Origin of the sequence: Streptomyces sp. NPDC050619 (assembly GCF_040654815.1) — a bacterium.
Taxonomy (GTDB): domain Bacteria; phylum Actinomycetota; class Actinomycetes; order Streptomycetales; family Streptomycetaceae; genus Streptomyces.
Map to the genome: position 1 here is coordinate 114,940 of NZ_JBFAIR010000009.1, position 13,231 is coordinate 128,170.

Consider the following 13,231-nt stretch of genomic DNA (forward strand, 5'->3'; position numbering starts at 1 on the left):
CGCCGCGAGGGCAGGCCGGAGAGCCGAGCCCGCGTCCCGACCCGGTGCGTTCGCGCCCCTCGTCGGCGTGGACCGCGCGGACGGCCCGGGTACGGGGAGAGACTGCTGCGACACGGCGCCGACATCGTCGTACCCGACCTCTCAGGACCGCTCGAAGGGGGACCGCCGACATGACAGGCTGGACGTGGGACTACGACGGCTACGAGCCCGCGGACGAGCGCCTCAGGGAGTCGTTGTGCACTCTGGGCAACGGTTACTTCGCCACGCGCGGGGCACTGCCCGAGTGCGCGGCGGACGACGTGCACTACCCGGGTACGTACGCGGCGGGCTGTTACAACCGGCTGACCTCGGACATCGCGGGACGCGAGGTCGAGAACGAGGACATGGTCAACCTCCCGAACTGGCTGTCGCTCCGCTTCCGGCTACGGGACCAGACGTGGCTCACCCCGGACACCGCGCCGGTGCTCGACCACCACCAGGTTCTGCACCTGTCCTCCGGGCTGCTGGAGCGCCGGACGCGCTACGCACTGGGTGACGGGCGAGTGCTGTCCGTGCGGCAGCGGCGCGTCGTGCACATGGCCCTGCCTCATCTGGCGGCCTTGCGCACCGAGTTCACGGCCGAGGGCTTCGCCGACGAACTCGACGTCGAGGCAGCGCTCGACGGCGCGGTCACCAACGCCGGAGTCCCGCGCTACCGCGACCTGGACGGCCGTCATCTGACCCACGTGCACACCGGCACCCACGCACCGGACACGGTATGGCTGCGCTGCCGTACCCGCACCTCGGACATCCGGATCGGTATGGCGGCCCGCCTGACCGCCGACGCGCCGGTGTCGGACCGGCACGAACCCCTGCGTGCCGTCCAGCGGGTACGCCTGCGGCTGACTCCCGGCCGCACGGTCATCGTCGACAAGACGATCGCCCTGCACACCTCCCGCGATCCCGCGATCAGCGATCCGCTCCGCGCCGCCGTCGACCACGTGGGCACCGCACCCGCCTTCGACCAACTGCTTCAGACGCACGTGACGGCGTGGGACCAGCTGTGGCGGCGGGCGGAACTGGACGTCCCCGGCGAGGCGGGCCGCATCCTGCGCCTGCACCTCTTCCACGTGCTCCAGACGCTCTCCCCGCACACCGCCGACCTGGACGTGGGAGTGCCGGCGCGCGGGCTGCACGGCGAGGCGTACCGCGGCCACGTCTTCTGGGACGAGCTTTTCGTCCTGCCGTACCTCACCCTGCACTTCCCGGAGGTCTCCCGCGCCCTGCTCCGCTACCGCCACCGCCGCCTGGACCAGGCCTGCGCCGCGGCCCGCTCGGTGGATCGGCGCGGTGCGCTGTATCCGTGGCAGAGCGGGAGCGACGGCCGCGAGGAGACGCAGCAGCTGCATCTCAACCCCCGCTCGGGGCGCTGGCTCCCGGACCACTCCCACCTCCAGCACCACGTCGGGTCGGCGATCGCGTACAACGTGTGGCAGTACTGCGAGGCGAGCGGCGACGCCGAGTTCCTGCACACCGAAGGCGCCGAGACGCTGCTGCAGATCGCCCGCTTCTGGGCGGACACGGCCACGTACGACGAAAGCCTCGGACGCCACCGGATCAAGGGCGTGGTCGGCCCCGACGAGTACCACGAGGCATATCCCGCAGCGACCTGGCCAGGCCTCGTCGACAACGCGTACACCAACGTCACAGCCGTGTGGGTGCTCACCCGCACCCTGGACGTGCTGCGGACCCTGCCCGAACCACGCCGCCGCGAACTCGTCGAACTGACCGGACTCGACGACGGCGAGCTCGAGCGGTGGGAGGAGGTGTCCCGCACCCTCCACGTGCCCTTCCACAGCGGCGTCATCAGCCAGTTCGAAGGCTACGGCGACCTCCTCGAACTCGACTGGGACGGCTATCGGAAGCGGTACGGCGACATCCGGCGCCTGGACCGGATCCTGGAGGCGGAGGGCGACACGGTCAACCGCTACCAGGCATCCAAGCAGGCCGACGTACTCATGCTCGGCTACCTCTTCTCACCCGCCGAACTCCAGGGCCTCTTCCGCCGGTTGGGCTACCGGCTCGACGAGGACACCTGGCGGCGCACCGTCGACTACTACCTGCACCGCACCAGCCACGGCTCCACCCTCAGCGGCCTGGTGCACGGCTGGGTCCTGGCCCGGGCCCGGCGCGCCGAGGCGTGGAGGTTCTGCCTGGACGCCCTCCGCGGCGACATCGCCGACCTTCAGGGCGGCACGACGGGGGAGGGCATTCACCTCGGTGCCATGGCCGGCACCCTCGATCTCGTCCAGCGTGGGCTGACCGGACTGGAGACCCGCGCGGGCGCGCTGTGGCTCGATCCGGTGCCGCTGCCGGAGGTGTCGTCGTACGGGTTCTCCATCCAGTACCAGGGTCATTGGGGCGTACACCTGCGCCTGGAGCACGGGCGGCTGGAGATCAGGGTGCCCTCGTCCGACCGTTCACCGATCGACATCCGGCTGCCCGACCGCGCGATCAGCGTCGCGCCGGGGGAGACGTGCCATCTGGTGCTCCTGGACTGACCGTCAGCGAGATGGTGGCGGTGGTGGCGGACACGCCACCACAGTCACACTTGTCGGACGAAAGGAAAGAGTTCAGTCCCCGTGGCCCTGACCTGGGCACTGAACTCTTCTCTGCATGGAAGGAAGTAGCGACCCTCGCGCGGAACAGTTCAGTGCGCAGACCACGATCGCGCCGGGCCGCCCACGGCACCAGCGGCTCTCGGCGTCGATGGACGGGGCAGACGGCTGCGATGCCCAGGCGCCACCACACCGGCCATACCGCACTCTGTGAAAGGCAATGTGGGCAGGCGCGGCTGTCGTAGGCCAGGAACCACTGGTGGCGAGTCAGGCGGGGCAGGGTTGTAACGTCGTTTAGTACTCCAGCCGTAGATCGTGATGTCGATGGTGAGTGGCGCCTCTCCGCCTACCCGAGTTCACCGAGACGGAGGGCGTCCCTTATCTCGCTGAGCTTCGCGGTTGTCGCCGGGGTCCGTTCCTTCGCCTGTTCGCCGAGACGGAGGGCGTCCTCAATCTCGCTGAGCTTCGCGGAGGACAGGACGCCCGCCCGCTCGATCAGGTCGTCCTGGGACACGGTGGTCAGCCACGTGCAGGGGGTAAAGCCCGGGCGCGGGAACGCGAATCGCAGCACGCCTTCAAAGGGCAGTCCTTCCATGGCACCTACTTGCACTTCGACGCCCAGACCGCTGATGTCGACGCCCGCAGGAGTGACGACCTGCATCGCCCGGATCCTGGACGCGTCGTCTGCCGCCAGCAGTACGACCAGCCGCCGCTCGTCGAACTCCACCCACCAGACTTCGCCACGTTGCACATGTCCTCCTGACTCAGGACGGCAGGCGGAACTGCGCGACCTTAACGCGTTGTGGAGACGGGTGCGGCCACCGTTGATCATCGTGAGTTGTGTGGACTGACGAAGAGACGGTGGCCGCAGGTCACAGCATAGAACCCACCCGTTGGCGGGACGCGTTCGAGGGCCTGATGGGTCTGATGGGCCGGATCGCGGGGCGCTTCGCCCGGGTCGAACCCCGGCGCAGGGCGGCGCGGTTGGTGCTCGGTCTATTGGCCGACCTGCCACGCAAGAACTGCTGGACCATCGCCGAGTGGGCTGGCGAGACCACTCCGGACGGCATGCAGCACCTGTTGGGCAGGGCCAAGTGGGATGCCGATCAGGTCCGCGACGACGTGTGCGGCTACGTGGTGGAGCACCTGCACGACGACCGGGCGGTGTTGGTCGTCGACGAGACCGGCGATGTGAAGAAGGGCACCGGCACGGTCGGCGTCCAGCGCCAATACACCGGTACTGCCGGCCGGATCGAGAACTCCCAAGTGGCCGTCTACCTGGTTTACGCAGGCAAGCGCGGCCACGCCGCAGTGGACCGGGAACTCTACGTTCCGCGCTCCTGGACCTCCGCCCCCGACCGCTGCCGCGCCGCGGGCCTTGCCGAGGAAACCACCTTCGCCACCAAGCCGGAGCTGGCCACTCGTATGGTCGCCCGGTTCCTGGACGCCGGCCACCAGGTCGCATGGGTTGCCGGCGACGAGGTCTACGGCGGCAACCCGAAGCTGCGAACCGCGCTGGAGGAACGCGGCACCGGCTACGTCCTCGCGGTGGCCTGCTCGCACGACGTCACCACCGGTGCGGGGAAGTTCCGTGCGGACATCTTGGCCAAGAAGGTGCCCAAGCGGGCCTGGCAGAAGCTCTCCGCAGGGGCCGGGGCCAAGGGCCACCGCGTCTACAACTGGGCAGTCCTCGACCTCCCCGACCCCCGCCCCGGGAGTCGTCAGCTACTGATCCGCCGTAACCGCAGCACCGGCGAACTCGCCTACTACCGCTGCTACTCGCCCGCGTCCGTGCCGCTGACCGTGCTGGTCAAAGTCGCCGGATCAAGATGGCGGGTGGAGGAGTTCTTCCAGTCGGGCAAGGGCCTGGCCGCACTCGACGAGCACCAGGTCCGCCGCTATACCTCCTGGACCCGCTGGGTCACCCTCGCCATGCTCGCGCACGCTTTCCTCGCCGTTGTACGCGCAGACGAGCACTCCCGCCCCGCACCCGATGCCCTCATTCCGCTCACCTGCAACGAGATCCAGCGCCTGTTCATCACCCTCGTCGTCCGACCCGTCCACGACACAGCCCACCGGCTCGGTTGGTCGAACTGGCGACGCCGCCACCAGGCCCGATCCCAAGCCAGCCACTACCGACGACAAGCCACTCAGGAATGAAGATCACGAACTACGGCTGGAGTACTAGGTGCAAACGCCATGTTGCGCGAGTGTTGACACCCCGTGGCGCGAGGATCGAGTATCTCGCCTACGAACACCCGATTGAATCGATTCATTTCGCTTGGGTGCCGTTCAGCGCCGGATGCCGCCCCCTTCACGCTGCACTCCGCACAGCGAAAGTAGGAGTCCACGATGAACCATGTATCGCGCCGGTCCGCCCTGCGCTCGGCCATAGCCGTGGCTCTCACACCCACTTTTGGCTCCCTTGCCCTTCCGGGGCTCGCGTCCACGGCGTCCGCAGCGGTTTCCTGGTCGGCGAGGTGGATCTGGGCGCCGTCCAGTGCGACGAACCAGTGGGTGGCGTTTCGTAGATCGTTCACTTTGGGTTCGGCTCCGTCGAAGGCGGTCACGCAGATCGCCGCGGACTCGAAGTACTGGCTGTGGGTGAACGGCACGCTGGTGGTGTTCGAGGGTGGGCTCAAGCGGGGCCCCAACCGTACGGACACCTACTACGACGAGATCGACCTCGCCCCGTACCTGCAGGCCGGTGGCAACACGGTCGCGCTGCTGGTGTGGTACTTCGGCAAGCAGGGCTTCTCGCACAGCAGCAGCGGCAAGGGCGGGCTGCTGTTCCAGGCCGACATCACGACCGGCTCCACTGTGACCCGGCTCGTCAGCGACACCAGTTGGAAGCACATCGTGCACCCGGGCTACTCGAACAACACGAGCGGAACGCAGGTCAACTTCCGGCTGCCGGAGTCGAACGTCTACTACGACGCCCGCAACGCCACGGGTATGGCCGGCTGGCAGTCCTCCGGGTTCGACGACAGTGGCTGGACGGCACCGACCGACTTCGGCGCCACGGGTGCGGCACCTTGGAACGCCCTGGTCGAGCGGCCGGTCCCGCAGTTCCGCTACTCCGGTCTGAGGTCCTACACCAACGCCGCGTCCCTGCCGAGCACCGGGCGGGGTGCCACCGCGATCTCGGGCACCCTGCCGTCCAACCTCCAAGTGACCCCGTACCTGAAGGTGGACGCCCCGGCCGGGGCGGTGATCGGCATCCAGACCGACCACTACGACGACGGAGCGGGCCTGGTGGGCATCGAGCCCGGAACGCAGTACAACATGCGCGCCACCTACGTCTGCTCCGGCGGAGTTCAGGAGTTCGAGTCGCTGGCCTGGATGAGCGGGACGGCCGTGCGGTACACGATCCCGGCGGGCGTGACGATCCTGGAGCTGAAGTACCGCGAGTCCGGCTACGACACCGACTTCGCCGGGTCCTTCAGCAGTAGTGACGCCTTTCTCGACACCCTGTGGACCAAGGCCGCCCGCACCATGTACGTCAACATGCGGGACAACTACATGGACTGCCCCACCCGCGAGCGGGCCCAGTGGTGGGGTGATGTGGTCAACCAGCTGAAGGAAGGCTTCTACACCTTCGACACCCGCTCCCACGCGCTGGGCAAGAAGGCCATCGCCCAGCTGACCTCCTGGCAGGAGTCCGGCGGGGTGCTGTACTCCCCGATCCCCACGACCATCTGGACCAACGAACTGCCCGTCCAGATGCTCGCCTCGGTGTGGTCGTTCTGGACGTATTACCTCTACACCGGCAACGCGGACGCCGTCACCGGCGCCTATCCGGCGGTGAAGAAGTACCTGAACCTGTGGAGCCTGGACGCCGACGGCCTGGTCAACCACCGCGCCGGGGACTGGGACTGGGAGGACTGGGGCTCCGACATCGACGCCCGCGTCCTGGACAACTCCTGGTACTACCTGGCCCTCGACACCGCCGCAAAGCTCGCCGACCTCAGCGGCAACAGCGCCGATGTCGCCGGATGGAAGGCCCAGCGCGACAGCATCAAGGCCAACTTCGACCGCGTCCTGTGGAACTCCGCGCGCAACGAGTACCGCTCACCCGGCTATACCCGCGACACCGACGACCGCGCCCATGGCCTCGCCGTCGTCGCGGGCCTGGCCCCCGCCTCCCGGTACAGGGCGATCACCGAGGTGCTGCGCACCCATCTCAACGCCAGCCCCTACATGGAGTTCTACGTCCTGGAGGCCTTGTATCTGATGGGCGCGGCCACGGTCGCCGAGGAGCGGATGCGCAACCGCTTCGCCGCCCAGGTCGCCGACCCCGCCTGCTACACGCTGTGGGAGGTGTGGGACAAGGCGGCCGGCACCGACAACCACGCCTGGAACGGCGGCCCGTTGTACGCGCTCTCCGCCTACGCCGCCGGTGTCCGCCCGACCAAGCCGGGCTGGCAGACATACGAGGTGATCCCGCAGACCGGCACCCTCGCAAAGATCAACACCGTGACGTCCACCGTCAAGGGTGACATCCGCCTGGGCATCACCCGCGACGGAACAAAGGTGACGCTGACCCTCACTTCCCCGAGCGGAACGACTGCGCGAGTGGGCGTGCCCACCTACGGCGGAGCGCAGCCGGTCATCAAGGCGAACGACACCACCGTCTTCACCGGCGGTTCGTCGACCGGCGGCGTCAGCGGACTGACCTACGACGGCAAGGACTCCTCGTACGTGTACTGGGTCGTCCAGCCCGGCACATGGACCTTCACGGCGACCGGCGTGGGCCGTCTCGACAACCTCGCCCTGGGCCGGCCGGTCACCGGCAACAACAGCCTGGAGAACAGCAACTGGGGCCGCGGCCGCCTGACGGACGGCACGCTCACCAGCGTGACCGGCGCCAAGGGCTACACCAGTAACGACTTCACCTCCGCCGACATCAGTGCCACCCCTGTCTGGGTGGAGGTCGATCTCGGCACCGACACCGACCTCGACGCCGTACGCCTCTTCCCCCGCACCGACACTCCCGCCGCCGGCGGCGGCACGGCGGGCTTCCCCGTCGACTTCACCATCCAGACCCGGCCCGACGGATCCAGCACCTACACCACCGTCCGCACCGTCACCGGACAGGCGAACCCCGACGGGCTGGTGCAGACATACGGCTTCAGAACCAGCACCGCCCGCTACGTCCGCCTGCAGGCCACGCGCCTCGGTACACCCGCCTCCGATGAGACCACCAAGTACCGTCTCCAGTTGGCCGAGCTCACCATCCCCACCGCCGGGACCACCGTCACCGCCAACTGCACGTTGGAGAACGGCGACTGGGGAAAGACCCGGGTCCTGGACGGCACCACCGCCAGCGTGACCGGCGCCAAGGGCTTCACCAGCATCGACTTCGCCTCCGCCGACGTCAGTGACACCCCCGTGTGGATCGAGATCGACCTCGGCGCCGATCGGGCCATCGGCTCCGTAACCCTCCACCCGCGCACCGATGCCGGCGGGGCCGGCGGCGGCTCGGCGGGTTTCCCCGTCGACTTCACCTTCCAGACCCGCACCGACGGCGGCACCACGTACACCACGGCCCGCACCGTCACCGGTGAGCCAAACCCGAACGGAGCCGCCCAGACCTACGCCCTCACCTCCGCCAACGCCCGCTACCTGCGCCTGCGCGCAACCAGGCTCGGCAGGCCCGCCTCCGACGAGACTGGCAAGTACCGCCTGCAGTTGGCGGAGATCCGCATCAGGTAACACGCCTTCCCCGCTAGGCCTGACCGTGCCCGCTCCGCACCGCACGGCGGGAGTGTCATGAATCAGATGTGAGCCTCCACGTAGGTGTCCACCTGATAAGAACGACGACGGATCACCTGATCGGGACGGGTAGCGGCGTGTCGCTTGCCGGTGTCGCCGAGGGCGTCGAGGGTGCGGACGTGAAATCGATGCCGGTATCCGCGAATGGGCAGTCCAGCGAGCTGCTGGAAGAACTGGCCGCGCTGGCGGCCGAAAGGACCGCCGAGGACGGACTGAGGCTGATGGGGCGAGGGCGGGGTCCTGCAGCGCCTGATGCAGGCCGCCCTCGAGGCGAGACGGACCTACACCTGGCCGCGGAGGCCGGGTCGGCGGGCGTGGGTCGCGCTCGGGTGGCAACACACGCAACGGCTAGGCCGACGATTATGAGGGCGCACATGCCGAAGGAGTGGACGGTCAGCCTCGCGAGGCCAACGAACAGCTCCAGGACGCGGGTGGGAGCGCTCGATGTCGTGGCTCTCACACACCCGAGCCGTGCACGGTCAGGCTGGTGGCCTCGGCGGGTGGCTGGCCCCGTGACCGGTGTCTCGCGCTGTCCAGGTCCGTGAAGGCATAGCCGGTGGTCGCGGTAGTCACCAGGCGTCCGCCGCATCGATGAGCGTGACCGTGCGCCGTCCAGCAGTTGGCCCGCGGCACCGGCGCTCGGAGCGCGAGGAGCTGGGCCTCGGCGTACTCGTATCCCTGCGATTCGCGGGTTCCCGGATATGTTCCCACTTCAACCCGCGCGCGAGCGGCGACATTTGTAGGCTCGGCGCGCGAGTTCGCCGCTTAGGCAGTCAGGCAATTTGTGCGCTCGTCCACGTGTCGGCGTGTTTCGGCGCCGGGGTCCGAGATGCTGGCCTCGGGACGTCGGCGCCGGGCACATCACAGCCGCCGCGGCGTCGGCGCCGCCTTCGCGGTCGCGGCCCTGGCGGAGTGCCGTGCGCGCTGTGTAGACGTTCGATCTGGCTCGGTCAGCGGGTGGCGTGAGCCGCCAAAGCCTGTTCCACGTAGGACAGTTCCATTGTGTGCTCGGCCGTCTTCCAATAGAGGTCGAGGATTCCGGGCTGCGGTGTTACGAACGAGGACGGCGCCCATGCCCCGTCGGGACGCTGCCGTCGTACGAACCACTCGCCCATCCTCGCCACCCATGGGAGATGTCCACCGTCCGGGTCGGCGGAGAGCATGGCGGCAGCGCCCCAGCCGAACTTGCAGATCTGCACCGACGTCGGGTCGTCGTACTGCTCCTCGGTGCCGCTGGCCCTAAGGGCGAGGTACTCGCGGCCGAGTTGGAGCGCGGACGGGTCGCTGTTCTGCTGTGCATATCCGGCGAGGAATGCGGCGGCGATGCCGGGGTGGAAGTACGCCTGCCGGGGGGACTGGAAGTCGACCACTCGGAGGAAGGCCGTCTCCGGCGGGAAGTCGGTGACCAGGGTGTCGCCGCAACGGCCGGTGAAAAGACGCTTGGGCAGTTCGGGTTGCTCGGCGAGGTTGCGCTTGAGCCACCGGTGGACGCCGCCAGCCGTGTGACGGTCGCCGGTGACCAGCGCGGAGAAACCCAGCTGGGCGGTCTTGAGGTTGTCCTCCAGCGGATCCTGCGCGAAGTCGCGCAGGTCGTAGGCTCCGCCGGTATCGGGGTTCTGGAAGCGACGAAGTGTGGTGTCGATCGCGGTCGCGGTGTCGTAGCGGGCGAGCAGCCAGGCGCAGATCGCCAGGGCGGACAGGTGGTAGACCGGGCTGCTGCCGCCGGGGACGTCGTGCGGGCCGGGGCGGAGGTCGCCTTCGTCGGTGAGGGCCTCGCGTTCCACCCAGCCCATCATCGCCGCGGCGGCCTCCGGGGCTCCGCCGACGCACAGCGCCCAGGGGACGCGCCACCACAAGTTGGCCGTCTCGGCGCCTTCGGGGCGGCCGTCGTCGGCGATGCGGTCCCGCAGCCAGGTCACCCCTTTGGCCCGTGCCTGGCTGATCCGGGCCAGCAGGTCGGGGGTGGTGTCGGTCGGCCAGGGCGCGGGGTCCTTCTCTGACGTGAGCGTGGTCATGGTGTCTTCTCCACGGTGGTTGCGGGGGAGGGAGCACGGTCAGGTCGTGGAACGGTTCTCGGCTCGGCAGACCTCGTCGACCAGTTCGGACCCCTGAGCCGTCCGCCGGAGTTGGGTGCCGAGGTAGTGGCCGGCGGGACCACGGATCGGCGCGGCGCAGGTCGGACGAGAGGGATGCGGGCAAGATCCTCGGGTGAAGGTCTCCCAGTCGGAGCCGATGCGCTGCACCTCCTCCCCGGAGGCGACCACCCAGTACCCGTCGTGGCGTTCGGTCCGGGCGATCGGGTTGCCGATCGAGTGGAAGCGAGCGGCGAGTTCCTTCCAGGTGTCGCGACAGGCGGGTGAGTTCGTGATCGAACTCGATGATCGGCCTGCCGGTAGCCGACCGTCGGACGAGGTCGTCGGTGGCAGTTATGCCGCACGGGCCGTTCGGTACTGGGACGTCATCGGGAGGTGACGGCTGAGGCCTTGTTGATCACTTCGTCGAGGATCGCGACGATGGCGTCGCCGAACCCGATCGGGTCGTCGCAGGGGGCGAAGTGCCCGAGCCCTTCGGCCTTGACGAACTTGGCGCCCAGGATGAACTTCTCGACGGCCGGGCCGCCGTTCACGTCGTCGTCGCTGGCGGGGTCGTACTCGCCGGTGATGACGTAGACGGGCTTCGCCTGGGCGTCGATCTTGTGCAGGGGGATGGGGCCGTGGCCTTCGCCGAAGCTCTGCGTGTGCGGTACCCGGACCTCGACGAGTTGGACGCCAAGGTGTGGAGCTCCACGACAATGGCCCTGGTCCGTCTCTTCCAGCGCAACGCCACCGCTGCGGGGCTCAGCTACGCGGACGCCGCTCAGGATGTCTTCGATCGGCTCGGCACCCTGACGCAGGCCTCCTCGGTGCGTCAGGGCGCCGCTGGTTCGAACCGGTCGGGCAACGCTGGCTACTGATTCTCACCGGCATTGTTAACTGGTACCGGTGACAGGCGGTGAGGGTTTCAGGCGAGTGCGATCACGGCCGCCGGTGCCGTGACCTCGAAGGTACGAGGCGTCCGATGGACGGGCCGGGGGTCGGCCACACGAGCGAGCGGGACCCCTGCAGACGACTCGGGCCGAACCGGTCACCGACCTCAGTTCAACGGCCCCGCACCCGCTGCGAGTAGTCGCGGCGCGCGTGTCCTTGGCGGTCATGGCGTTGCGGCTGCGGCTGCTTCGTTGATGTCGGCCGGGGTCAGGACGCGGCGCCTCCCGCCGCTACGGGCCGTCTGGATCATGGCCCTGCCCAGCTGCACACTGGTGGTGACGTAGCGCGGCGCGATGCGCCGCAGCACCGGGTACAGCGGAGTGAGCAGCCGGTACATCAGGACGTGGACCCTGGCCTTCGCCTTGGTACCCGGCAGGGGCAGGACGAACGCCGGGCGGAACATGCGGGCCCGCGGTGACAGCTCCAGCAGGGCGTTCTCCGCCTCGCCCTTCACCCGCGCCCACATCATGCGGCTCTTGCCGGTCCTGTCGGTGCCGACGCCGGAGACGTAAGCGAAGGCGAGGCCGGGGCTGACGGCCAGCAGGGCGCGGGCGGCGGCGAGCGGGTAATCGTAGGAGACGACCCTGTAGTCGGCCTGGCTCATGCCGATGGCCGAGGTGCCCAGGCAGTAGAAGCAGGCGTCGTAGCCGGTCAGCCGGTCTTGGACGGTGGTGAAGTCGGTGAAGTCCTCGTGGCGGAGCTCGTGGAGCTTGGGGTGGGTGCGGTCGGTGGGGGTGCGGCCGACGACGAGGACGTCGGTGACCTCCTCGTCACGTAGGCAGGCTTCCAGAGCCCCCTGGCCAACCACGCCGGTGGCCCCGAAGATGATGATGCGCACGGTGATCCTGTTCTGTCATACGGCTTGGTCGGCCGGATCGCGGGTGGGCGCCTCAGACGGGGGACGTGACGTCGGTGAGCTGCTGGGACACGGCCCACAGGCGCTGCTGGAGGGCCGTGTCGTGGGACTTCTTGCTGGAGGTGACCACCTTGGGGTATCCGCGGGTTTCGCCCATGCGGTTGGGGCCGTAGTACTGGCCGCCGGTGACGGAGGGATCGGTGGCCGCCCTCAGGGTGGGCAGCGCTCCCATGGAGGCCGGCTGGCTGAACAGGGGGTTGAGCAGGTCTGCTCCCTTGCGCATCAGGCCGCTCAGGTTCTGCGAGAGTTCGGTGTCCGCGGTGCCGGGATGCGCGGCGGCGGCGATGGTGCTGTGGTGCGGGGCGAGGCGGCGCTGGAGTTCGTAGGTGAACATCAGGTTGGCCAGCTTGGACTGCCCGTAGGCGACAACCCGGTTGTAGGAGCGGTCGAACTGCAGGTCGTCGAAGTGGATGTCGGCCCGGATGCGGTGGCCGACGCTGCTGACGGTGACCACCCGGGAGCCGGGCACGGGCAGCATCAGGTCCAGCAGCAGGCCGGTGAGCGCGAAGTGCCCGAGGTGGTTGACCCCGAACTGCATGTCGAACCCGTCCTCGGTCTTCACCGGCGGCGTGTAACACACGCCCGCGTTGTTGATGAGCAGGTCGATCTTCGGGTGCGTGGTGTGCAGCTCATCGGCGGCCGCGCGTACCGACTTGAGGGAGGCGAGGTCCAGGCGCTGGAGGCTGAGCTTGGCGCCCGGGGCGCTCTCCCTGATGCGGGCGAGGGCCTGGAGGCCCTTGTCGAGGTTGCGCACGGCGAGGACGATGTGTGCGCCGTGCTCGGCCAGGGCCCGCGCGGTCTCCAGCCCGAGGCCGCTGTTGGCGCCGGTGACGACGGCGACCCTGCCGTCCTGGGCGGGGATGTCCTGTTCGGTCCACCGGTCGGTCGTGCTGGCCATGATGATCAACCTCCATAAC

The 13,231-nt window shown here is 68.8% G+C and carries 10 protein-coding genes; 5 read left to right on the forward strand and 5 right to left on the reverse strand.

Translation table 11 applies throughout. From position 1 onward, the window contains the following. Positions 1-170 precede the first annotated feature (170 nt). Entirely contained in the window at positions 171-2,540 is a 2,370-nt protein-coding gene (locus AB0I77_RS17090) for a glycosyl hydrolase family 65 protein (RefSeq protein WP_363283363.1), read from the forward strand. A gap of 403 nt (positions 2,541-2,943) precedes the next feature. On the opposite strand, the gene AB0I77_RS17095 is transcribed toward AB0I77_RS17090, so the two are convergent. Further along, the gene (locus tag AB0I77_RS17095; RefSeq protein WP_266841859.1) at positions 2,944-3,348 is read right to left on the reverse strand and encodes a type II toxin-antitoxin system PemK/MazF family toxin; all 405 of its coding nucleotides are present in this window, start codon (positions 3,346-3,348) and stop codon (positions 2,944-2,946) included. A gap of 176 nt (positions 3,349-3,524) precedes the next feature. Between AB0I77_RS17095 and AB0I77_RS17100 the strand changes: the two genes are divergently transcribed. After that, the gene (locus AB0I77_RS17100) at positions 3,525-4,757 is read left to right on the forward strand and encodes an IS701 family transposase (RefSeq protein ID WP_363283519.1); all 1,233 of its coding nucleotides are present in this window, start codon (positions 3,525-3,527) and stop codon (positions 4,755-4,757) included. 357 nt (positions 4,758-5,114) lie between these two features. Next, a complete protein-coding gene (locus AB0I77_RS17105; protein ID WP_363283364.1) occupies positions 5,115-8,312 on the forward strand; it encodes a discoidin domain-containing protein in 3,198 nt (1,065 codons plus the stop codon). A 1,010-nt stretch (positions 8,313-9,322) separates the two neighbouring features. Here AB0I77_RS17105 and AB0I77_RS17110 read toward each other — a convergent pair. Continuing rightward, positions 9,323-10,387 carry a hypothetical protein gene (locus AB0I77_RS17110; RefSeq protein WP_363283365.1) on the reverse strand — a complete coding sequence of 355 codons (1,065 nt, stop codon included), beginning with the start codon at positions 10,385-10,387 and terminating at the stop codon, positions 9,323-9,325. A gap of 193 nt (positions 10,388-10,580) precedes the next feature. Between AB0I77_RS17110 and AB0I77_RS17115 the strand changes: the two genes are divergently transcribed. After that, positions 10,581-10,844, forward strand: coding sequence for a hypothetical protein (locus AB0I77_RS17115; protein WP_363283366.1), 264 nt, complete (start codon positions 10,581-10,583; stop codon positions 10,842-10,844). Here AB0I77_RS17115 and AB0I77_RS17120 read toward each other — a convergent pair. Beyond that, positions 10,831-10,998: a hypothetical protein gene (locus AB0I77_RS17120; protein ID WP_363283367.1), complete on the reverse strand. Its 168-nt coding sequence runs from the start codon at positions 10,996-10,998 to the stop codon at positions 10,831-10,833. The two genes, AB0I77_RS17115 and AB0I77_RS17120, sit on opposite strands and share 14 nt — an antisense overlap. An 87-nt stretch (positions 10,999-11,085) precedes the next feature. On the opposite strand from AB0I77_RS17120, the gene AB0I77_RS17125 reads away from it, so the two are divergent. Next, positions 11,086-11,325, forward strand: a complete 240-nt coding sequence (locus AB0I77_RS17125) for a hypothetical protein (RefSeq protein ID WP_363283368.1) — start codon at positions 11,086-11,088, stop codon at positions 11,323-11,325. A gap of 236 nt (positions 11,326-11,561) precedes the next feature. Here AB0I77_RS17125 and AB0I77_RS17130 read toward each other — a convergent pair whose 3' ends face one another. Together AB0I77_RS17130 and AB0I77_RS17135 are read right to left on the reverse strand one after the other, a co-directional pair. Continuing rightward, positions 11,562-12,236, reverse strand: coding sequence for an epimerase (locus AB0I77_RS17130; RefSeq protein WP_363283369.1), 675 nt, complete (start codon positions 12,234-12,236; stop codon positions 11,562-11,564). 52 nt (positions 12,237-12,288) lie between these two features. Beyond that, positions 12,289-13,212: an SDR family NAD(P)-dependent oxidoreductase gene (locus tag AB0I77_RS17135; protein ID WP_363283370.1), complete on the reverse strand. Its 924-nt coding sequence runs from the start codon at positions 13,210-13,212 to the stop codon at positions 12,289-12,291. Between the last annotated feature and the right edge of the window lie 19 nt (positions 13,213-13,231).

Bases quoted from the DNA above. Each gene is read 5' to 3' on its own strand.
- AB0I77_RS17135 (WP_363283370.1), bottom strand. From the start codon at position 13,212: ATGGCCAGCACGACCGACCGGTGGACCGAACAGGACATCCCCGCCCAG.
- AB0I77_RS17110 (WP_363283365.1), bottom strand. From the start codon at position 10,387: ATGACCACGCTCACGTCAGAGAAGGACCCCGCGCCCTGGCCGACCGAC.
- AB0I77_RS17100 (WP_363283519.1), top strand. From the start codon at position 3,525: ATGGGCCGGATCGCGGGGCGCTTCGCCCGGGTCGAACCCCGGCGCAGG.
- AB0I77_RS17090 (WP_363283363.1), top strand. From the start codon at position 171: ATGACAGGCTGGACGTGGGACTACGACGGCTACGAGCCCGCGGACGAG.